Raw genomic sequence first — 20,609 nt, 5'->3', positions numbered from 1 at the left:
GAGAAGACCGCCTGGCCGGCGGGCTTCAGCCCGGCGGAGAGCAGGATCAGGAACGGGCCGACGAAGACCAGAGCGATCGCCGTCAGCAGGATGTACATCCCGGCGCGGCGCAGTCTCATGGGCAGGCTCATGGCACGACCGTCCGTCCGCGGGTGAGCCGGTAGTTGAGGACGGCCATGGCGATCATCAGCACCCAGAGCACCAGCCCCATCGCGCTGGCGTAGCCCATCTCGTAGTGCTCGAACGCCGCCGACCAGATGTAGTAGCCGAGGGTGAGGGTGGCGTCCTGCGGGCCGCCTCGGGTCATCACGTAGATGGAGGTGAAGGCCTGCATGGCGTCGAGCATCTCCACCGTCACCGCGACCGCGATGTAGGGCACCATCAGCGGCACCGTGATGTGACGCAGCCGGTGCCAGGCGGTGGCGCCGTCGACCTTCGCGGCCTCGTACAGGTTGGTGGGGATGGTCTGCAGTCCGGCCAGATAGATCATCATGTAGAAACCCATGCTTTTCCAGCCCTCGACCAGGACGAGCGCGGGCAGCGCCCAGAAGGGGTCGAGGAGGTACTGGATGGGCTGGTCGAGCAGCCCTGCCGCGGTGAGGATCCAGTTGAGCACGCCCTGCTGGTGGAAGACGTACTCCCAGGCGACGCCGACGGCGACCATCGAGGTCACGACCGGTAGGTAGTAGAGCATCCGGAACGTCCTGATGCCGGGGAGTCTCTGGTTGACCAGTACGGCGAGCAGCAGCGGCACCACCACCAGCAGCGGGAACATGCCCACCAGGAAGAGCAGCGAGTTGAGCAGTGCGGTCCAGAACCTGCCGTCTCCGACGATCCTGGTGAAGTTCTCCATCCCTATGTAGACCGGCTGGGACACCACGTCGTACTCGAGGAACGACAGCTGGATCGCGGTGACCGCCGGCCAGGCGAAGAACACGCCGAACAGGACGAGCGCCGGGATCACGAACAGGTAGGGCGTGTACCACCGCTGCCCTGGGATCCGGCCGGCGGCCATCGCATCACATCCTTTTTGCCGTCCTAAGATTTGATAAAGGCTGGCCAGAATTTGGGGAAGCGTACATTCGGCTGATCGAGATGGTCAAGACCGCGCCTCTTGACGTTCCGTTGTGAGGCTGACATGGTGCCGAAAGTGGCGATTAAGGACGGCCATATCTTGCAGGAGGCTCGCGGAGATGACTCGATGTGCCTTAACGATCGGCGCGCTTGCGCTGTCCCTCTTCACCGCCGGCTGCGTCGCCGGCACCTCGCCCCAGACCGCCGCGGCGCCCGCGGACGACCCGCCCTTCGAGGGTGAGGTCGAGTTCTGGACGATCAACCTGAAGAAGAACTACAGCGACTACATCACCGGCCTCATCGCCCAGTACGAGAAGGAACACCCCAAGGTCAGCATCAAGTGGGTGGACGTCCCCGGCCAGGAGAGCGCGACCAAGCTGCTCGCCGCCGTGGCCAGCGGTGACGTGCCCGACGCGGTCAACGTCAACTCGATCGAGCTGGGCAGGTTCGTCCCGTCACTCGAACCGCTCGACGCCTACTTCGGCCAGAAGGACCTGGCGGACTTCCAGCCCAACCTGGTCGAGCCGATGCGGATGAACGGCAAGCTCTACGCCGTGCCCTGGTACAACGGCGGCGCCCCGGTCGCGATGTACCGCAGGTCGGTGGTCTCCAAGGCCGGCTTCGACGAGAAGGCGCCGCCCACGTCCTGGTCCGAGGCTCTCAAGCTGGCCGACACGGTCTACGACAGGACCAAGGTCAACGGCACCAACACCATCCCCGACCACACCGCGCTGCGCTACCACGGCGTCCCCCTGCTGACCGACGACAAGAAGAAGGCGGCGTTCAACACGCCCGAGGCGGTCGCCGTGCTCGAGATGTTCAAGAAGAGCTACGACAGGCACGGCATCGCGCCAGGGGCCGTCTCCAAGGACATCCGCAACCTGCCGCAGTCGCTGGAGAACGGCCAGGTGGCCTTCAAACCGATGGCCAACGCCGCCGAGCTGCTCAACATCCAGAAGAACGCCCCCGAGGTCTACGAGGACCTCGCCATCACCGAGCCGGTGAGGATGAGCTCCGGCGGTTACACGCTGCTCGCCCAGCAGGCCTTCTCCATCCCCGCGGCCTCCACGCACAAGAAGGCCGCCGCCGAGTTCATCAAGTACTTCACCAACGGCGCCAACCAGCTGGCCTTCTGCAAGATCGTGCCGATCTACCCGTCCACGGTCTCCTCGACCAAGGACCCCTTCTTCACCGATGCCGAGGGCGACGATCCGATGGCCGCCGCCCGCCAGGTGATCGTCAAGGGGCTGCCGCAGCTGCAGTACGTCCCGCTCGGCACCACCAAGGACGCCGAGCTCGCCGAATACCTCATGGAAGAGGTCAGAGCCTTCCTCCAGGGATCCCAGAGCGCCGAGGAAGCACTCGACGCCGCCGAGAAAAAATGGAATGACGCACTTGCCTGAACTCCGCATCGGGATCATCGGCGCCGGCCTCATGGGCCGCGGCCACGCCGAGGTCTTCGCCGCCCATCCCATGACCCAGATCACCGCGGTCGCCCGCCGGCCGCTCGAACACGCTCCAGGAGCGACCGTCTACCCCGGCTACCAGGAGCTGCTCGACTCCGGCACGGTGGACGCGGTCTCCATCACCACGCCCGACCACCTGCACGCCGACGTCATGGTGGCCGCCGCCCGCGCGGGCGTGCACATCCTGGTCGAGAAGCCGTTCACCACCACGGTGGCCGACGCCGACCGCGCCGTCGCCGCCATCCGGTCGGCCGGCGTCGTGGCCATGTGCCTGTTCAACCACCGGTGGGTGCCGGCGTACGCGCAGGCCAAGGACCAGATGCGGGCGATCGGCGAGCCGGTCGTGGGCTACGCCCGCAAGGACGACACCATTCACGTGCCCACCGAGATGCTCGGCTGGGCCGACGAGACCACCTGCGCCTGGTTCCTGTCCAGCCACGACGTCGACCTGATGACCTGGCTGTACGACGACGAGGTGGTCGAGGTGTTCGCCACGGCCAGATACGGCAAGCTGCGCGGCCGGGGCATCGACACCCCCGACGCCATGCAGATCCAGGCCAGGTTCGGCCGGGGCGCGGTCGCCACGTTCGAGTCGGCCTGGATCTACCCCGACACCTTCCCCACCATGGTGGACAGCTACGTCACCGTGGCCGGCGAGACGGGCGTCATCCAGCTCGACCGCCAGAAGGAGAACATCCAGGTGGCGACGGAGGACGGCTACGCCTATCCCAGGAACATGTTGCAGCGGGTGGTGCACGGGGTGCCGGCGGGGGCCTACCGCGACGCGATCCACCACTTCGTGGACTGCGCGATCGCGGGGACAGAGCCGCTGATCACCGTGGAGAGCTCCCGGCACGTGACCGCGATCCTGGCGGCCGCGCACGAGTCGGCCCGTACGGGGAAGCCGGTGAAGCTCTGATGGGGACGGATGTCACGTACGTGGAGAAGCCGCCGCACGTGGACCCGGTGCGGATGCGGCACATCACCGACGAGGCGCTGCTCGCCGAGCTGGGCGTGACGTCGGTGGCGCAGGCGCGGCCGTGGCGGCGACGCGACCCGGTGTGGCCGCGGCCCCGCCCCGAGGACGTGGCGGAGGCGGACCGGCTGGTCGGCACCGAGGTGGACTTCCTCGACAAGGGCCACGGCCGCTCCCGGCTGTACGGCTTCCACTACCTCAGGTGGATGATGCCCCTGGTGTCGGCCTACGCGCAGACCGGCGACCCCCGCTACGCCCGCGAGTGGGACCGCTTCTTCCGCCAGTGGTACGCCGGCCGTGACCTGGTCGAAGGCGACTGGCCGGGGCTCGACGTGGTGTGGTACTCCCTCGGCGTCGCCTCCCGCTCGATGCACGTCACCCGGGCGCTGGCCGTCTTCGGCACCGAGCCCGCGCTCAGCGACGCGTGCTGGCTGGAGATGACGAAGACCGTGGTGGGCGGCGCCCGGTGGGCGGCCGAGGAGCACGACGAGTTCCGGCACGGCAACTGGCAGTTCGCCACCGTCTGCGAGCTGCTGCACGTCGCCCGCGTGTTCGCCGACCTGCCCGAGTCGGGGCAGTGGGCCGAGGTGGCCAGGGCGCGCATCCTGGAACACCTGGAACGTGACGTGCGCGAGGACGGCGGCCACCACGAGCGCTCCCCCGGCTATCACGGCATGTGCCTGGGGGGCGTGCAGCGGGCCGCGTCGGTCGACCCCGACCTGGTCGCCCACCCGCGTTTCCGCGCCATGCACGACTGGCTGGCCTCGCTGACGACCTCGGGCGGCTGGGTGCCGCACCTGCAGGACAGCGGCGTGGTGTGGCCCGCCGAGATGATGCGGACCGGGGAGGAGCTGCTGGGCGAGCCGGTGGTGCCCGTGAAGGGCTCGCACGCCCTGGAGGACAGCGCGTACACGATCTTCCGCTCCGGCACCCTGCACACCGTGATCAACCACGGGCCTTACATCGGCCACGAACTGGAGCCGCACAGCCACCACGCGGCGCTCGACTTCGTGTCGTCCGGCTGGGGGGTGCCGCTGGCCTGGGAGGCGGGAGGCCCGCCGTCCTACGACGACCCCGGCTACTACGACTGGTTCCAGGCGACCAGGGGCCACAACACCCTGCTCGTGCCCGGCGAGGACTACGCCGAGGACCGCAGGGCGGCCCGCGACCTGTTCCACGCGGGCGAGCACGTGGACGTCTTCGCCGGCCACCACCACGGCTACCGGGCCAGGCACGACCGCCGGATCGTCTTCGTACGCACCGAGCCGTCCTACTGGCTGATCACCGACGAGATCGACGCGGAGGCGATCTGGCTGATCCACGGCACGTCGCCGTGGGTCGAGCACGGCCCCGGCCACGCGAGCAGCCAGGGCCCCGGGCTGCTCGTGGTGCCCGCGCAGCCGCCGGACGAGGTCACGTTCGGCAGCGGGCCGGCCAGGATGCCCGACCCCGCGACCGCCACCGCTCCTTACGGCGAGATCCACTCGCTGGGGCTGCGCCGCCGCGACGGCCGGTTCACGGTCGCCGTCTTCCCGTTCCAGGACGTACCTCCCGAGGTCCAGGTGAGCCCGCCCGCCATCCGCGTGGACGGCGTGACCGACACGTTCACCGCGCACGGCTGGGCGCGGGACGGGCTCGCCGAGCACTGGGGCGGCCGATGAGCGAGGACCGGCCGGTCCTGATCGACGCGGACGTCATGCTCGGCCGCCACCCGCGTCGCGACGTGGGCGGGGGAACCGTGGCCGAGCTGCTCGCCGCGATGGACCGCGTGGGCATCGCCGAGGCCGTGGTCGGCAGCATGACGTCGTGGCTGCACGACCCGGCCAGGGGCAACCGGGAGCTGACCGGCCTGCTCGCCGGGCAGCCGAGGCTCAGCCCGTGCTGGGTGTTGCTGCCCGACACGTGCGGGGAGACGGGCGCGGGGTTCGCCGGCGCCGCCGTCGAGGCGGGCGTGGTCGCCGTACGCGCCTTCCCGCGCGAGCACGGCTGGGACCTCGCGGGCGCCGACGCGGCTCCCGGCCTCGACGCCGTGGAGTCCGTACGGCTGCCGCTGCTCGTGGACGCGGGCCAGACCAGCTGGCAGGAGGTGGAGGCGCTCGCGCGGGCGCATCCGTGCCTGCGGATCGTCGTCGGCGGCGTGGGCTACCGGAAGTTGCGGCAGATCGCCGGCGTCCTGGACAGGACGGGCAACGTGAGCATCGGACTGGCCGACCTGTCCTCGCACCGCGGGCTGGAGTGGCTGGTCTCCCGGTTCGGCGCGGACCGGTTCGTCTTCGGCACGGGAGCGCCCTACCGCGATCCGGCCGAGGCGGTCACCCGGCTGCTCTGGTCGGAGCTCGGGCAGGCCGAGGTCGCGGCCATCGGCGCGGGCAACCTGCGCCGGCTGCTGAGGAAGGAAGTCAGAGCGGCATGAACGAGCTGACGACGGCTCTGTGGGCGCGCCGCCCGCAGCAGGCGACGAGGATCGTCGACGCGCACGCCCATGCCGGGCCGTACAGCGTGTTCTTCATCCCCGACCCCGACCCGGCCGGGATGATCGCGGTGATGGACCGGTGCGGCGTCGCGCACGCGATGCTCTCCAGCCACCTGGCGATCCAGCTCGACGCCGCCAAGGGCAACGCGGCCACCGCGGAGATCGTGGAGCGGGCGCCCGGCAGGTTCACCGGCTACCTGACCGTCAACCCGTGGCAGGACCCGGTCGCCGAGCTCGAACGGTGGGGCGACGACCCGCGTTTCGGCGGGGTCAAGCTCCATCCCGACCTGCACGAGTATCCGCTGACCGGCTCGCGCTACGCCCCGGTCTGGGAGTACGCGGAGCTCACCGGGCGGCCGGTGCTCACCCACACCTACTCGGGCTCGCCGTACAACGACCTGCCGCTGGTCGGCGAGGTGGCCGGGCGGCACCCGCGCGCCACGATCCTGGCGGGGCACTCGGGGGTGACGCCTCTCGGCATCGACCAGTCGATCGAGGTGGCCGAGCGGCACGAGCGGGTCATCCTGGAGGTGTGCGGGTCGTACAACACGGGCGCGGCAATCGCCGGGATGGTCCGCAGACTCGGCGCGCACAGGGTCGTGTACGGATCGGACTTTCCCTTCATCGATCTGCGTATGTCGTTGGGACGGATACTGTTCTCAGATCTCAGCGACGACGACAGGGCAGCGGTACTCGGGGGCACCATTACCGCTCTGCTCGGAAAAACAGGGGCATAAAGGTTGGACGGTCTACGATCCAAGATCGCGATTGGTGTGGTGGGGCCGCACGATCTGGTCGAGCAGATCGTGCACATCGGCGCGAGCCTGCCCTCGGCCGCGTCGTTCCGGCTGGTGGGCGCGCCGCATGCGGGTGAGCACGAGACCCGCGACAAGCTCGCCAAGATAGCGGGCAGCATCGACGCGGTCCTGTTCACCGGGCCGCTCCAGCACGACCTGGCGACCCAGACGGGCGAGCTGCCGGTGCCCGCCACGTTCGTGCCGGTGAGCGGGGCCGGCCTCTACTCCAGCCTGCTGCGCGGCACGCTGTCCATGCGGATCGACCCCGCCAGGGTGAGCATCGACTCGATCGCCCGCGCCGACGTGGCCGAGGCCTACCAGGAGATCGGCGTGCCCATGAACGGCGTGCACGTCTCCGAATACCGGCAGCCCGACTCGGTGCGCGACTTCGTCGCCTTCCACGAGCGGCTCTACCGCGAGGGCGCCACCACGGCGGCGCTGACCACGGTCAGGACCGTGGCACGCAAGCTGGAGGCGGCCAAGGTGCCGGTGTTGCGGATGATGCCCACCCCGCACACGCTGCGGCTGGCCATCAACACCGCGACGCTGCTGGGCACGGGCAGCCGCCTGGAGGAGTCGCAGATCGCCATCGTGCTCGTCGAGCTCGCGGCCTCGGCCCGCCCGGCGCAGTCGGGGCCGGGCAACTACTGGCAGCAGGAGCTGAAGCTGTCGCTGCACCGGTCGCTGCTGGCCGAGGCCCGGCTCATGGGCGCGACCGTCGCCCCGCGGGAGGAGAACAGCTACGTGATCACGGCGACGGTGGGCGCCCTCTCGCAGGCCACCGACGGGTTCCGGGTGGCGCCGTTCGCCGACCGGGTGCGCGCCGACCTCGGGATGGTCGTCGAGGTGGGCATCGGGCTCGGCAACACCGCCCGCGACGCCGACGCCCACGCCCTCATCGCCGTCGAACGTGCGCGCGCGGCCGACGCCACCGCCGCCTTCCTGGTCGGCGGCGACGGCACCGCTACCTCGCTGCCGCTGCGGCAACGGCGCAGGAGGGAGCCGGTGGAGGAGCCCGCGGCCGGCTCCAAGGCGGCCAGAACGCTCGACCGGCTCCTTGAGCGGCTGGGCGACGACCCCGAGGCGATGGTGGTCGACGCGGAGAGCGTGGCCGAGGTGCTGGGCGTCGCGCCGCGCAGCGCCCGCCGCGTGTTGCAGAGCCTCGTGGAGGAGGGGCTGGCGTGGGCGCTCCCGCCGGTCAGGTCGTCGCAGGCGGGCCGGCCGCGGCAGCCGTACCGGCTGGTGTCGCGCGCCGACTAGCCCTCTTCTCCGCTGATCAGCCGGGGGGCCGACGTTCCAGCCGTCGAGCAGCACGCCCTCGTGCGTGGCGATGCGCTCGCCGTCGAGGTGGACGGAGGCGGAGTGGCCGATGCCGTCGAACTCCAGGAACGCCCGCTGGCCGGTTGCCAGGTCCGGCGCGCTCAGCTTGGTCCGGTAGACCCGGGTGCGCTGCGACACCCACCCGGAGAGCAGGTCAGTCGTCCCCGAGGAAACCCCGCAGCTCCCATCGCTGATCCATGAGCGCCTTCCGTCCGATGTGTGGGATCGTTCCCACACGAGATCGCCTTCGAGCCGGAGGCCGGACGGAGGCGGCGGTCTCAGGACGGCACAGGCCGGTGGTTGCGGCGATACTCGCTGGGCGAGCAGCCGACGTGGCGCTTGAACACGCCGCGGAACACCTTCGCGCTCAGATAGCCCGAGCGGGCGGCCACCATGTCGATCGGCGCTGTGGTGGCGGTGAGCAGGACGCGGGCGTGGCGCAGCCGCAACGCGGTCAGGTGGCGCAGGAACGTCGTCCCGCGCACGTCGGCGAACAGGTGCGCGATGTAGAACGGGCTGGCGCTGACGGCCTGCGCGACCGCCGCCAGCCGCAGCCGCGGATCGGTGTAGTGGACCGCCATGTAGCTCTCGGCCATCGACAGGATGTCGCGGGGGGCGGGCGGCATCAGCCGCCACAACGTCTCCTCGATCCAGATGTGCAGGTAGGAGCGCTCGTGGATCTGGGTCACCGTGGTCAGCTCCTCGATGGGCAGGCGCGCGAACGCGTCGACCCAGTCGGTGGAGCCGCCCGTGAGCCGTCCCCGGTTGACGACGTCGACCACGAACAGCAGCTCGCCCATCAGCCAGTTGTGCAGCGTGCTCGGGGACAGGCCGCGCTCCTGGACGCACCTGTCCACCCAGCCCGCGAGCAGCCCGGCCGCGCCGCCCCTGTCGCCGGCCTGGACGCGGCGGGCCAGCTCCGCCTCGATGCGCACGGGAGGCGGCGCGCAGGAGTGCTCCTCCTGCGGCGCCGTGATGACCCTGTCGCCGCCCAGCAGCAGCTTGTAGGAGTTGGTACGCCGGGCGTCCCGTTCGATCACCGTCGTGCTGTCTGGGCCCTCCCGCGGGGTGCCCAGGCTGACGGTCGCGGTGAGGCCGGTGGCGTTGACGATGCCCGCGCGGATCTGCTCGGCCAGCGCGGTCGCCTCCCCCATCAGCCGGTCGGGGTCGTCGCCGCTCAGCCTGACCAGCCACTCGTCGGGCGGCAGCGGCTCGCAGGACGCCGGCCGCCGTGCCGTCGCCGCGCGGACCGCGCGGTCGGCCTGGTCGAGCTGGATGCGCGCCCACTCACGGCCGTGGGCCCGCGTCGAGGCGACGTAGTCGTCGATGTCGATGAGGGCGCCGACCGTGAACTCCATACCTTCCAGGGTACGAGTAAGGTGCGCCGATATCTATGGTTTAGGCGGACCGAAAGTCGACCCGGTTGATCAGTGTGCCCACGCCTTGCACGGTGGCCCGCATGACGTCCCCCTCCTTCAGCGGGGCGATCCCGGCGATGGTGCCGGTGGCGACGAGGTCGCCGGGCAGCAGCGTCATCCCGTCCGACAGGTCGGCGACCAGCTCGGGGATCCCGAACACCATCTGCTTGGTGTTGGCCCGCTGCCGCACCTCCCCGTCGACCTCGAGTGTCAGCTCCAGATTCTGCGGGTCGGGCACCTCGTCCACGGTCGCGAGATACGGCCCCGCCGGCGCGAACGTGTCGAACCCCTTGGCCTGGTCCCACGGCGCGTTGCGGGCGATGTTGGCCAGCTGCAGGTCGCGGGCCGTCATGTCGTTGATCACGGTGTAGCCGGCCACGGCCTCGCGCCAGCGCTCGGCGGGCAGGTCGCGGACCGTCGAGCCGACGACGACCGCCAGCTCGACCTCGTGCTCCAGGTGCTTCGTACGCGCCGGAGCCGTCACCGGGCGGTTGTGGCCCGTCAGCGCGGACGGCGGCTTGAAGAACAACACCGGCTCCGGCGGCACCTCCAGCCCGCTCTCCTCCGCGTGCGCGACGTAGTTCAGCGCCAGGCAGCAGATCTTCGTGCAGGTCGCCACCGGCGGCTCGAACACCACCGACGACTCGTGCAGCAACTCCCGCGCGCCGGCCCAGAGCCGGTTCACCTCGTCGGTGAGCCGGTCGAGCCCGTACTCGCCGAGCAGGGCCACCGGATCGTCACCGGCTCGCATCCCGGCCAGGCTGAGAAGATCCCCACCCTCGCGCCAGGCCACCAGTTCCACTTCATCGGCGGGGGAGCGCCGGATACGCCCGAGAAACACGGCCATTCCTTCCTGGAGGTCCTCTCAAGCTCACCAGGTGCCTCGCGGGCCTCACAAGGGCCCGTCCTTGCGATGACGCCCTCCTTGTTGCTCTCCTCCTTGTCGGCGGACGTCGCCGCGGCCTTTGATGGTCCCCATGAGCAGGACCTTGCACGTCAGCCGTGACCTCCATGCCGACGGCCGACGCTACCTGGCCGGTGGCGTCTCCAGCGACGCCCGCCGGGTGGCCGGCGTCCCCCTCTACGCGGACCGCGCCCAGGGCGCGCGTCTGTGGGACGTGGACGGCAACTCCTACGTCGACTACGTGCTCGGCCAGGGGCCGGCGCTGCTCGGCCACTGCCCGCCCGAGGTCGTGGAAGCGATCGCGGCCCAGGCGGCCCGCGGCATGGTCTACTCGGCCCAGCACGCCGCCGAGGTACGCGTGGCCGAGCGGGTCTGCGCCATGGTGCCCTCAGCGGAACGGGTGAGGTTCAACACCGTCGGCTCGGAGGCCGTGCACGGCGCGCTCAGGCTGGCCCGCGGCTACACAGGGCGCTCCAAGGTCCTCAAGTTCGAGGGCCACTACCACGGCTGGCTCGACCCCGTCCTCTACAGCGTGCACCCCGCCGTGGAGGCCGCAGGACCGTCCAAGGAGCCCGTGGCGGTGCCGGGCACGGCGGGGCAGCAGCCGGGACACGCGGACGACCTGGTCATCTGCCCGTGGAATGACCTGAATACCCTGACCGGCCTGATGGAACGGCACTCGGGGCAGATCGCCGCCGTCATCGCCGAGCCGGTCCTGTGCAACACCGGCGCGATCAGCCCCGACCCCGGCTATCTGGAGGGCGTGCGGCGGTTGTGCGACGAGCACGGCTCCCTGCTGATCTTCGACGAGATCATCACCGGCTTCCGGCTCGCGCCGGGAGGCGCCCAGGAACACCTCGGGATCACCCCCGACCTGTCGGTGTTCGGCAAGGCCATGGCCGGCGGCATGCAGGTGTCGGCGCTGACCGGCCGGGCGGAGGTCATGGACCACATCTCGACGGGCAAGGTGGCCCACGCGGGAACGTTCAACTCCCAGCCGGTCGGCATCGCGGCGGCCGAGGCGACGCTGCGCGTCCTCGACGAACGGCGCGAGGAGGTCTACGGCACGCTGTACGAGCGCGGCGCGGCGCTGATGGAGGGCCTGCGGTCGGCCGCGGCCGAGGCCGGCGTGCCGATGCTCGTGGACGGCCCCGGCCCGGTGTTCCAGACCTACTTCACCGACGCGCCCGCCGTGCGGGACTACCGGGACTTCGCCGCCACCGACCGGGCCAAGATGGCCAGGCTGCACGAGGCGCTACTCGACAGGGGAGTCAACATGGTCCCGCGCGGCCTGTGGTTCATGTCGACGGCGCACACGGCGGCCGACGTCGACGCCACGGTCGACGCGTTCGCCGGAGCGCTGCGGGACCTTTGACCGGCGTTCCGTCGTGATGACCAGGGCGACGCCGACCAGGATGATCGCTCCGCCCACGAGGATGCGCGGGGTGATCGGCTCGCTCAGCACCAGCGCGCCCAGCACGACTGCCACGGCGGGGTTGACGTAGGCGTACGTCGACACGAGCGAGATGGGGGCGTTGCCGAGCAGCCACGAGAACGCCGTGAACCCGATCAGCGAGCCCACGAGGATGAGGTAGGCGAGCGCGATCCAGGACCTGCCGGTGATCGTCGCCGGGTCGAGCCGCTCGCCCGTCGCGGCGCCGAGCACCGCGAGGCCGAGGCCGCCCGCGAGCATCTCGATCGTGCTCGTCGCGAACGAGTTGGCGGGCATCGTGACGCGCCCCGACAGGAACGCGCCCACGGCCCACAGCAGCGAGGCGACCAGCACCACCGCGATGCCCGTGGCGGCCGCGCCTTCGTTGCCGGTGAGCGAGAGCGCGGCCACGCCGCCGAGCCCCACCAGCACGCCCGCCATGGTCGCCGCCCTGGGACGGTCACGCACCACGAACCTGAAGGCGACCAGCCACAGCGGCACCGACGCCACGAGCAGCGCCGCCAGCCCGGTCGAGATGTACTGCTCCGCCACCGACAGCATGCCGTTGCCCAGGGTGAGCAGCAGCACCCCCACCAGCGAGGCGCTGAGGAGTTGCCGCCGGGTCATCGTGAAGGCCCGCTTGCCGGACGTCAGGAGCAGGAAGCCGCCGAGGAGCACGGCCGCGGCGAGGAACCGCATGGAGGCGCCGAGCAGCGGCGGGATCGACTCGACCACGATGCCGATGCCGAGATAGGTCGATCCCCACACCACGTAGACGATGGCGAGGGCGCCCCAGACGATGAGCGGGGACCGCGAGTCAGGAGCATTGTGGTCCATGGGTCATGACAGTAGCGGAGCGGCCCGACAGAAACCGCGCGGCTTTCGGACAAGCAGGTGGCCCGATCTCTGCGGTGGCAGGGAACTCTCACCTGCGCACGGCGAACGAGGGACCATCGGAAGATTGGTGCCCCCGTCCGAATCCCGTCGATCGGGGGCGTCGCAATTCATACCCCTTCTCGCGAGGACCAACCGCCATTTCCCCAAGTGTCAACCGCAGATTCGCCAAGGCATCACATTCCGGACACGCCTCAGGGCAGGGAAGGCCACGCTGCGGGGCAACCGGAAGCGAGCCCGCCGCCGTCGGAGGGGGAAGGTGAGGCGGCGGGCCGCGTACCGGGTGGATCAGCCGGGGGCGATCAGCGCGGCCCCAGCTTCTCCACGATCAGCCGGTAGAGCTGCCGGGGCCGGCCGGGCTGGGGAGTGCGGTTGGGCGGTAGCGGCCACGCGAGTCCCTCGTCAACCAACGTGCGCAGCAACCGCCGAGCCGTACGGGGTGTCACCCCCAGCATCTTGCCTGCCCCTTCGGCGTCCACCACCGTGTCGCCGCCCTCCAGCTTGGCCGCCAGCCGGGCCAGCACCTCGACCCCTTTGGGTTTGAGTGCCGTGGCGCCGGTGGGCGGCATCCGCGGGGCCGGGATGAGCGCCCGTCCCTCGCGGTCGACCGCGAACCCCTGCGCCTGCTTGCCCGCCTGTGTGCGGGCCAGCGCGGCCCGCGCGTGCGACTCCGCGTCGTGGGTCGTCCGTCCCATGCCCACGCCGACCTCGACCGCCAGCCCCAGCTCGTCCCTGATCCTGGCCGCGAACGGCAACACCCGGAAACCGTCGGTGGCCGCCGCGATCGAGCCCCTGGTCGCCGTGACCAGGTAGCTGTGATCGTCGATGGGCCAGACGGTCGCGTTGATGCGGTTCGCCTCCTGGACCAGCAGCCGCTGCAGCGACAACCGCAGCTCGTCGCGCCAGTAGCGGGGCGCGGCGCGGCGCACGGGTTCGCGCAGCGTCGGCACCTCCACCAGCACCACGGTCAGCTGCGACTCCTCCAGCCGGTGATGCGCCCCGAGCAGCGCCGCGGTGTGCAGCGCCGTGCGGACCGCGGCGGAGGTCGGCTTGATCCTGATGACCGGCACGCCCGCCGTGTGCAGGCGTTCGGCCACGGCGGCCAGGCATGTGAGCGCTCCCGTGGTCGCGCCCTGCCTGGCCAGCCGTTCGTGGTAGGCCGCGATCGTGCCGGTGGCGCCCGGCTCGTCGCGGCTGTGCACGTCCGTGGCGGGGATGCCGAGGTCGGTGTACGCCTCCTCGACATCGGCCCGGCTGACCACGTCGATGCTGACCCGTTTGGGGTCCATCCGGGTGTCGAGCGCGGCCTTGGCCAACGCCGCCACCAATGCTGCTCCGCCGAGTTGCACGTAGGTCGCGGGCATCGTCAGCACGCCTGATCGCCTGGCCAGGTCATAAGGGACCGGGCTGGCGAACAAGCATGCGTCGACACCGGGTCCGAGCCTCGTCACCTTGTCGGGCGCCTCTTGCTCGTCGCGGTAGGCGGCCGCCACCAGGCGACACGGCAGCGGTGCCGCGGCGTGTCCCATCAGCATGACTCGCTCGACAAGGTCGTGGGGTCCGACCACGCCGATGGTGAGGTCCGGTGTCATGGCGCCCGGGCGTGACACTCGGGGAGTTTCTTCGGCCCTCTCGACCAATGTTCGTCCCATCCTGCCGTCCGTTGCGGTGCTCTCTTTTGGAACGATCGCTCGCGGGGGCCGTAATGTCACGCCCGACTTTTCCGGAAAGCCGTTCAGGTTGACCGCCCGACAAGATGTCCTAGCAGCTCAACGAGCATTTTCTCCCGTTTTTTAGTGCGGGGAAATCTCTCGTGTAATGTCCGCGCCGAGCGCGCGCATTCGAGCGGCGAGATGCGCGTGGCCGCGGTCGATGAGGTAGCCGCTGCCGATGACGGTCTCGCCTTCGGCGGCGAGTCCGGCGAGCACGAGAGCGATGCCGGAGCGCAGATCGTGGGCCGTCACCTCGGTGCCGGTGAGAGGGGTGCGGCCGCGCACGACGGCCCTGCTGCCGTCGACCTCGACGCCGGCGCCCATCTTGTTCAACTCGCCGGCCAGCGCGAAACGGCCGTCGAAGATGCGCTCGTGGATGTAGCTGGTGCCGTCGGCGAGCGCCGCGACGGTCATCATCGGCGACTGCAGGTCGGTGGCGAACCCGGGATAGGTGTCGGTGATGATGTTGATGGGCCGCAGCGGGCCCTCGCAGCGCACGTGCAGCACCGCGCCCTGCCGGGCGAACTCGACGCCCATCTGCTCCAGTTTGTACCGTACGACGCCCAGGTCGAGGCCGGTGCCCACGAGGCTCAGCTCGCCCCCGGTGATCGCCGCGGCCATCGCGAACACGCCCGCGTCGAGCCGGTCGGGCATGACCGTGTGCTCGACGGCGTGCAGCTTGTCGACGCCCTCGACGGTGATGAACCCGGTGCCGCCGCCGCTGATGCGCGCGCCCATCTTGGTGAGCATGTCGATGACGTCGAGCACCTCGGGTTCGAGGGCGGCGTTCTCGATCACGGTGGTGCCCTTGGCCAGGGAGGCGGCCATGATGAGGTTCTCGGTGCCGGTGTGCGAGGGGGTGTCGAGGTAGAGGGTCGCCCCGGTCAGGCCGGACGCCTTGACGTGGATGACGGTCTCGCCCTCGTCGACGATCGCGCCCAGCCGTTTGTAGCCGAGGTAGTGGAAGTCGAGGTTGCGGCTGCCGAGGTTGCAGCCGCCGACGCCCTCGACGACGGCCTCGCCGAGGCGGTGCAGCAGCGCGGGGGTGAACAACACCGAGCCGCGGAAGCGCCGGGCGATCTCGGCGGGCAGCACCGGGCTGGTCAGCCGGGAGGCGTCGATGACGAGCGTGCGCTCGGACTCGTGGAGTTCGACGTACGCGCCGACCGCCTCGGCCAGCTCGATGGCGCGGCGGACGTCCTCGATGATCGGCACGTTGCGCAGGACGGTGCGGCCCTTCGCGGCCAGCAGCGCCGCACCGATCATGGGAAGCACGGCGTTCTTCGCGCCCTGGATGAACGCGGTTCCACGCAGTGCGTTGCCACCGCGCACGCGGTAACGGACCATTTCGTGCGGCTCCTTGAATTCCGGCGGTGAGGCTCGATCGGGCCAACAGTAGTCGGTAACACCACATGACCCAGCCGAATCATCCGCTAAAGGGAGCTCCCGTGATGCGCTCATACGCTTCTAGGTATCGTTCGCGCGTGCGCTCCACGATGTCGTCAGGCAAGCGAGGTGGGGGGGTTCCGGAGGCTTTGTCCCATCCGGATTCGGGCGATAGTAGCCAATCGCGTACAAATTGCTTGTCGAAAGAAGGTTGCGGACGGCCCGGTTGCCAGGCATCGGCCGGCCAGAAACGCGATGAATCCGGCGTGAGAACCTCGTCGCCCAAGGTCAGCACCCCGTCGGAGTCCCAGCCGAGCTCGATCTTGGTGTCGGCCACGATGATGCCCCGCTCGCGGGCGATCTCCGCGCCGCGCGCGTAGACGGCCAGCGTGATGCGCCGCAGCTCGTCGGCCGGCTTCTCGCCGACCTGCGCCACGACCCGCTCGTACGAGATCGGCTCGTCGTGCTGACCCACCGGCGCCTTGGTGGACGGCGTGAAGATCGGCTCGGGCAGTCGCGACCCGTCCTGCAGCCCCTCGGGCAGGCGCACCCCGGAGACGGTGCCGCTCTCGCGGTATTCGGCCAGCCCGCCGCCCGTCAGGTAGCCCCGGGCCACGCATTCGACCTGGACCATCGTCAGCGGCCTGCACACCACGCTGCGGGCCTCGTCGCCCCTCGCCACGATGTGGTTGGGCACGATGTCCCCGAGCTGGTCGAACCACCACAACGACAACTGCGTGAGGATCGCGCCCTTGTCGGGGATGCCGGGCTCCAGCACGTGGTCGAAGGCCGAGATCCGGTCGGAGGCGACCATCAGCAGCAGGCCGTCATCCGTCTCGTAGAGATCGCGCACCTTGCCGGAGTGCACGTGCTTCATAGGGCGATGTCCGTCCTGTAGTGGGAGCCGCGCAGCGTGATGCGCCCGGCGAGGTCGTAGGCGTGGCGCCGCGCGCTCTGCCGGTCGGGGCCGTGGCCCACCACGCTGAGCACCCGCCCGCCGTTGGAGACGATCGTGTCGCCCTCGCGCCTGGTGCCGGCGTGGATGACGTAGGCGTTGTCGGACGGCTCGATCCCCGTGATCACGTCGCCCTTGACCGGAGTGCCGGGATAGTTCTCCGCCGCGATCACCACCGTGACGGCGCTGCCGTCCTTGAACACCGGGTCGAGCCCCAGCTCGCCGGTCGCGCACGCCATCAGCAGGCCGCCGAGCGGAGTCTCCAGCCGGTCGAGCAGCACCTGCGTCTCCGGGTCGCCGAAGCGCGCGTTGAACTCGACCACCTTCGGGCCCTTCGAGGTCAGGGCCAGCCCGACGTAGAGCACCCCCTGGTAGGGCAGCCCGCGCCGCGACAACTCCGCGATCGTCGGGTGCACGACCTCCCGCATGACCTGGTCGGTGAGCTCGTCGGGCGCCCACGGCAGCGGCGTGTAGGCGCCCATGCCGCCGGTGTTGGGGCCATGGTCGCCGTCGAGGGCCCGCTTGAAGTCCTGGGCGACCTGCAGCGGAACGGCCGTGCTGCCGTCGCACAACGCGAACAGCGACACCTCCGGCCCGTCGAGGAACTCCTCGATCACCACCCGCCCGCACGAGCGCGCGTGGTCCAGCGCCTGCTGCCTGTCGTCGGTCACGACGACGCCCTTGCCCGCCGCGAGCCCGTCGTCCTTGACGACGTAGGGCGGGCCGAACTCGTCGAGCGCGGCCGCGGCCTGCTCTTCGTTCTCGCAGGTCCGCGACCGTGCGGTGGGCACGTCGGCGGCCTGCATGATCTCCTTGGCGAACGCCTTGGAGCCCTCGATCATGGCCGCTTCGCTGGACGGCCCGAAACACGCGACGCCGGCCTCGCGCACCGCGTCGGACACGCCCGCCACGAGCGGCGCCTCGGGCCCGACGACGACGAGATCGACCCGCAGCCGCGTCGCCAGATCGGCCACCTGCGCGGGGTCGAGCGGGTCGACCGCGTGGACGGTCGCGACCTGCTCGATGCCCGGGTTGCCCGGAGCGCAGTGGAGCTCGCTGACCTGGGGATCGAGCTTGAGGGAACGGCACAGGGCGTGCTCACGCCCTCCGGAACCAATGACTAGAACGCGCACGCACTCATTGTCGCAGGCCCGCCGGCGTGGGCTCCCACAGGTCCGCGGCGCGGACCGCCTGCCGGAATAGACGACGATCTTTGGTGAGTTCCACCGGGGAGGACTGCTCTCGGCCTAGTATCGTCAGATTGCTTCCCCCGCCTGTGATAGGTTAAGGCGGCTTTGCGGCGTCCTTGTGTGATTGGAGGTGGTCCGGGATGAAACCTGGTGATCCCAGCAGTACGTGCTCTTTCACGTACGACCTGCGTACCCCCGACCACTCCAATCCGGCAGCCTGATCGTGCCTCCACGCCTCTGTTCTTGATTGAGGTGACTTCTCGTCGCGCGTGGAGCGTGCCAGGTCGGGCGGAAAGGGACTGCCATGCGCTCGTCCACGCTTTTCCGTCGCATCAACCGTCACCCTGTGCGGCAGCACGTCGCGCGCCAGCACGCCACCCCGGTGCGTGACGTACGTGTGCCTCCCGTTGAGTCCGTCGTCGAGTTCGGCGCCTACGTCCACGGCGCAAAGGTCGCCGCCCCGGGCATCATCGAGGCGCTCCACCTCGTACGCGAGCACAACAAGAGCGCCGAGGGCGCCAACGCGTTCGTCTGGGTGGGGCTGCACGAGCCCGAGGCGCCCGAGGTGGAGTGGCTGGCCGAGGTGTTCGAGCTGCACCCGCTGTCCGTCGAGGACGCGGTCAAGGCCCACCAGCGACCCAAGATCGAGCGGTACGCCGACTCCCTGTTCATGGTGCTCAAGACCGTCGCCTACCTCGACCCCGGCAGAGGGCCCGGCGACAACGAGATCATCGCCACCGGCGAGATCATGGTGTTCCTCGGCGCCGACTTCGTGGTGACCGTGCGGCACGGCGAGCACTGCCCGCTCACCGCGGTCCGCGAGCGCCTCGAGGACAAACCCAAGCTGATGAGCCGCGGACCGGCCGGCGTGCTGCACGCCATCGCCGACCACGTGGTCGACCAGTACCTCCAGGTGTCCGACCTCATGCAGCTGGAGCTGGAGGATGTCGAGGCGACCGTGTTCGCCGACGTCAGCTCCCGCGACATCAACCGCATCTACCAGCTCAAGCGCGAGATGCTGGAGATGAAGCGGGCCGTCACCCCGCTGCAGGCGCCGCTGTCGGCGCTGCCCCAGCGCCGCGTCGTCCCGTCGGAGATGCGCGAATACTTCCGCGACGTCGGTGACCACCTGTCGCGCGTGTGCGAGCAGGTGGAGTCGTCCAACGAGTTGTGCAGCTCCATACTGCAGGCGGCGCTCGCCCGCTCCAACGCGCTGGCCAACGAGGACATGCGCAAGATCTCCTCGTGGGTGGCCATCCTCGCGGTGCCTACGATGATCGCCGGCATCTACGGGATGAACTTCGACTTCATGCCGGAGACCAAGCAGGTGTGGGGCTATCCGGCGGTGCTGACCGTCATGATCACGGCCTGCGTGCTGCTCCATCGGGGCTTCCGCCGCAACGGCTGGCTCTAGGTCCGGCTTCCCCGCCCCGATCTCAGACGCCGACGGGCTTGAGCGGCCCCACCGGCTCGGGCAGCTGCAGCCCGCGCTCACGCCACAGGTCCCGCATCCGGTCTGGATAGTCGGTCACGATCCCGGCCACCCCCAGATCCAGCATCCGGCCCGCCAGCTCGGCGTCGTTGACCGTCCACACCGCCACGTCGAGACCGGCCGCCGCCGCCTGCGCCATCAGGGCCTCGTCCACCATGGTGTGCTTGGGCGAGAGCGTGGTCGCCCCGGCGTCGCGCGCGGCGGCGGCCACGTCGTCGCCCAGGTCGTCGTGCCAGTGCAGCGTGTCGGGTTCGATCAGCGCGAACCTGCGCGCGCCAGGGACCAGCCCGGCGGTATGGCGGATGATGCGCCAGTCGAAGCTGAGGATGGCGACGTTGTCCAGCCGTCCGTGCCGGTCGAGCTCCTCGACGACCTGCTCGACGAAGGCCTCCGGGTCGGGCGTCAGCTCGGGCCTGGTCGGGTCGGACTTCAGCTCGACGTGCAGGCGTACGCTCTCGGCTTCGTAGGCGTTCACCAGCCCCAGCACCGCACCGAGCGTCGGCATGCGGGTCTCGGGCATCGGGACCTGGGTCAGCGCGAAGGGGTCGTCGGGATGGCGCGGCAGCCGCACGCCCACGTCGAGCGTGCGCAGCTGCGCGAGGTTGAGCGAGTTGATCGGTTTGCCGACATAGGGAAAGAGCGGGTCGCCGGCACGGATGGGCCGCCTGTCGGCGCTGGTCACGGCGGAGACCGTGAGGTCGTGCGTGAGCACGAGGCGCCGATCGGCGGTGAGCGCGACGTCGAGCTCGAGCGCGTGCACGCCCAGCTCCATCGTGCGGCTCATCCCCGGCAGGGTGTTCTCCGGCCAGAGGCCGCGAGCACCCCGGTGACCATGAATCTCAACGCGCACAACCCGGACCCTACCTGGCTGGGGGTGCGACTAGACAGTGCCACGCCGTGTCCTTTTTATCCTGCTACGCCCGGTCGATGACTAGACCTCAGACAATAAGCTGGATTGCATGACGGAGGTTCTCAATAAGGCCCATCCCGCAACAGTCAGGGCATGGGTAAACGGATGGGTGATCTCCCGTAGAGCCCCCCGGCCCGTACCCGAACCCTGGGGCACGCGGGTCGACGTCGGCCTCCCAGGACACGTGGCCCGCCACATCGTCCCCGCACC

At 70.1% G+C, this 20,609-nt stretch carries 17 protein-coding genes; 8 read left to right on the top strand and 9 right to left on the bottom strand.

Annotated features, from left to right (window positions below; translation table 11 throughout):
• Positions 1-127 precede the first annotated feature (127 nt).
• Positions 128-1,015 (bottom strand): carbohydrate ABC transporter permease, encoded by an 888-nt coding sequence (locus E1267_RS32570; protein ID WP_132338245.1) that lies wholly within the window; start codon positions 1,013-1,015, stop codon positions 128-130.
• Between the two features lie 178 nt (positions 1,016-1,193).
• On the opposite strand from E1267_RS32570, the gene E1267_RS32565 reads away from it, so the two are divergent.
• The 6 genes from E1267_RS32565 to E1267_RS32540 are packed head-to-tail and all read left to right on the top strand — an operon-like array spanning position 1,194 to position 8,046.
• Positions 1,194-2,477 carry an ABC transporter substrate-binding protein gene (locus E1267_RS32565; protein WP_132338243.1) on the top strand — a complete coding sequence of 428 codons (1,284 nt, stop codon included), beginning with the start codon at positions 1,194-1,196 and terminating at the stop codon, positions 2,475-2,477.
• On the top strand, positions 2,461-3,459 hold the full coding sequence (locus E1267_RS32560; protein ID WP_132338241.1) for a Gfo/Idh/MocA family protein: 999 nt from the start codon (positions 2,461-2,463) through the stop codon (positions 3,457-3,459). The genes E1267_RS32565 and E1267_RS32560 overlap by 17 nt, the downstream gene beginning before the upstream one ends.
• A complete protein-coding gene (locus E1267_RS32555; RefSeq protein WP_132338239.1) occupies positions 3,459-5,177 on the top strand; it encodes a heparinase II/III family protein in 1,719 nt (572 codons plus the stop codon). Before E1267_RS32560 ends, E1267_RS32555 begins: the two co-directional genes overlap by 1 nt.
• Complete coding sequence (locus E1267_RS32550; protein ID WP_132338237.1) at positions 5,174-5,929, top strand: amidohydrolase family protein; 756 nt, start codon at positions 5,174-5,176, stop codon at positions 5,927-5,929. The genes E1267_RS32555 and E1267_RS32550 overlap by 4 nt, the downstream gene beginning before the upstream one ends.
• A complete protein-coding gene (locus E1267_RS32545) occupies positions 5,926-6,726 on the top strand; it encodes an amidohydrolase family protein (protein ID WP_132338235.1) in 801 nt (266 codons plus the stop codon). The genes E1267_RS32550 and E1267_RS32545 overlap by 4 nt, the downstream gene beginning before the upstream one ends.
• A 39-nt stretch (positions 6,727-6,765) precedes the next feature.
• On the top strand, positions 6,766-8,046 hold the full coding sequence (locus E1267_RS32540) for a transcriptional regulator (protein ID WP_132338233.1): 1,281 nt from the start codon (positions 6,766-6,768) through the stop codon (positions 8,044-8,046).
• A 338-nt stretch (positions 8,047-8,384) separates the two neighbouring features.
• Here the strand turns inward: E1267_RS32540 and E1267_RS32535 are convergent, their stop codons facing one another.
• Positions 8,385-9,464 (bottom strand): helix-turn-helix transcriptional regulator, encoded by a 1,080-nt coding sequence (locus tag E1267_RS32535; protein ID WP_132338231.1) that lies wholly within the window; start codon positions 9,462-9,464, stop codon positions 8,385-8,387.
• A 40-nt stretch (positions 9,465-9,504) separates the two neighbouring features.
• A complete protein-coding gene (locus tag E1267_RS32530) occupies positions 9,505-10,365 on the bottom strand; it encodes a fumarylacetoacetate hydrolase family protein (protein WP_246064400.1) in 861 nt (286 codons plus the stop codon).
• 136 nt (positions 10,366-10,501) lie between these two features.
• On the opposite strand from E1267_RS32530, the gene E1267_RS32525 reads away from it, so the two are divergent.
• Positions 10,502-11,803, top strand: coding sequence for an aspartate aminotransferase family protein (locus E1267_RS32525; RefSeq protein WP_165959925.1), 1,302 nt, complete (start codon positions 10,502-10,504; stop codon positions 11,801-11,803).
• Here E1267_RS32525 and E1267_RS32520 read toward each other — a convergent pair.
• The 5 genes from E1267_RS32520 to purD form a co-directional block, all read right to left on the bottom strand.
• Positions 11,684-12,697, bottom strand: coding sequence for an EamA family transporter (locus tag E1267_RS32520; protein ID WP_132338227.1), 1,014 nt, complete (start codon positions 12,695-12,697; stop codon positions 11,684-11,686). The two genes, E1267_RS32525 and E1267_RS32520, sit on opposite strands and share 120 nt — an antisense overlap.
• Positions 12,698-13,056: 359 nt before the next feature.
• Positions 13,057-14,346, bottom strand: a complete 1,290-nt coding sequence (locus E1267_RS32515; RefSeq protein WP_132338225.1) for a GTP cyclohydrolase IIa — start codon at positions 14,344-14,346, stop codon at positions 13,057-13,059.
• A 201-nt stretch (positions 14,347-14,547) separates the two neighbouring features.
• Entirely contained in the window at positions 14,548-15,813 is a 1,266-nt protein-coding gene (gene murA, locus E1267_RS32510) for a UDP-N-acetylglucosamine 1-carboxyvinyltransferase (RefSeq protein WP_132338223.1), read from the bottom strand.
• Between the two features lie 79 nt (positions 15,814-15,892).
• The gene (locus E1267_RS32505; RefSeq protein ID WP_132338221.1) at positions 15,893-16,729 is read right to left on the bottom strand and encodes a phosphoribosylaminoimidazolesuccinocarboxamide synthase; all 837 of its coding nucleotides are present in this window, start codon (positions 16,727-16,729) and stop codon (positions 15,893-15,895) included.
• Positions 16,726-17,940: a phosphoribosylamine--glycine ligase gene (gene purD, locus E1267_RS32500; RefSeq protein ID WP_132338220.1), complete on the bottom strand. Its 1,215-nt coding sequence runs from the start codon at positions 17,938-17,940 to the stop codon at positions 16,726-16,728. The genes E1267_RS32505 and purD overlap by 4 nt, the downstream gene beginning before the upstream one ends.
• A gap of 403 nt (positions 17,941-18,343) precedes the next feature.
• Between purD and corA the strand changes: the two genes are divergently transcribed.
• The gene (gene corA / locus E1267_RS32495) at positions 18,344-19,411 is read left to right on the top strand and encodes a magnesium/cobalt transporter CorA (RefSeq protein ID WP_246064399.1); all 1,068 of its coding nucleotides are present in this window, start codon (positions 18,344-18,346) and stop codon (positions 19,409-19,411) included.
• Between the two features lie 22 nt (positions 19,412-19,433).
• On the opposite strand, the gene E1267_RS32490 is transcribed toward corA, so the two are convergent.
• The gene (locus tag E1267_RS32490) at positions 19,434-20,339 is read right to left on the bottom strand and encodes a glycerophosphodiester phosphodiesterase family protein (protein WP_132338218.1); all 906 of its coding nucleotides are present in this window, start codon (positions 20,337-20,339) and stop codon (positions 19,434-19,436) included.
• Between the last annotated feature and the right edge of the window lie 270 nt (positions 20,340-20,609).

Source organism: Nonomuraea longispora (genome assembly GCF_004348345.1).
In the GTDB taxonomy this organism is placed as follows: Bacteria; Actinomycetota; Actinomycetes; order Streptosporangiales; family Streptosporangiaceae; genus Nonomuraea; species Nonomuraea longispora.
This window is presented reverse-complemented; position numbering and strand designations above follow the sequence as displayed.

Bases quoted from the DNA above. Each gene is read 5' to 3' on its own strand.
- E1267_RS32505 (WP_132338221.1), bottom strand. From the start codon at position 16,729: ATGAAGCACGTGCACTCCGGCAAGGTGCGCGATCTCTACGAGACGGAT.
- E1267_RS32550 (WP_132338237.1), top strand. From the start codon at position 5,174: ATGAGCGAGGACCGGCCGGTCCTGATCGACGCGGACGTCATGCTCGGC.
- E1267_RS32535 (WP_132338231.1), bottom strand. From the start codon at position 9,464: ATGGAGTTCACGGTCGGCGCCCTCATCGACATCGACGACTACGTCGCC.
- E1267_RS32570 (WP_132338245.1), bottom strand. From the start codon at position 1,015: ATGGCCGCCGGCCGGATCCCAGGGCAGCGGTGGTACACGCCCTACCTG.
- E1267_RS32560 (WP_132338241.1), top strand. From the start codon at position 2,461: ATGACGCACTTGCCTGAACTCCGCATCGGGATCATCGGCGCCGGCCTC.
- E1267_RS32565 (WP_132338243.1), top strand. From the start codon at position 1,194: ATGACTCGATGTGCCTTAACGATCGGCGCGCTTGCGCTGTCCCTCTTC.
- murA (WP_132338223.1), bottom strand. From the start codon at position 15,813: ATGGTCCGTTACCGCGTGCGCGGTGGCAACGCACTGCGTGGAACCGCG.
- E1267_RS32520 (WP_132338227.1), bottom strand. From the start codon at position 12,697: ATGGACCACAATGCTCCTGACTCGCGGTCCCCGCTCATCGTCTGGGGC.
- E1267_RS32525 (WP_165959925.1), top strand. From the start codon at position 10,502: ATGAGCAGGACCTTGCACGTCAGCCGTGACCTCCATGCCGACGGCCGA.
- E1267_RS32515 (WP_132338225.1), bottom strand. From the start codon at position 14,346: ATGACACCGGACCTCACCATCGGCGTGGTCGGACCCCACGACCTTGTC.
- E1267_RS32555 (WP_132338239.1), top strand. From the start codon at position 3,459: ATGGGGACGGATGTCACGTACGTGGAGAAGCCGCCGCACGTGGACCCG.
- E1267_RS32545 (WP_132338235.1), top strand. From the start codon at position 5,926: ATGAACGAGCTGACGACGGCTCTGTGGGCGCGCCGCCCGCAGCAGGCG.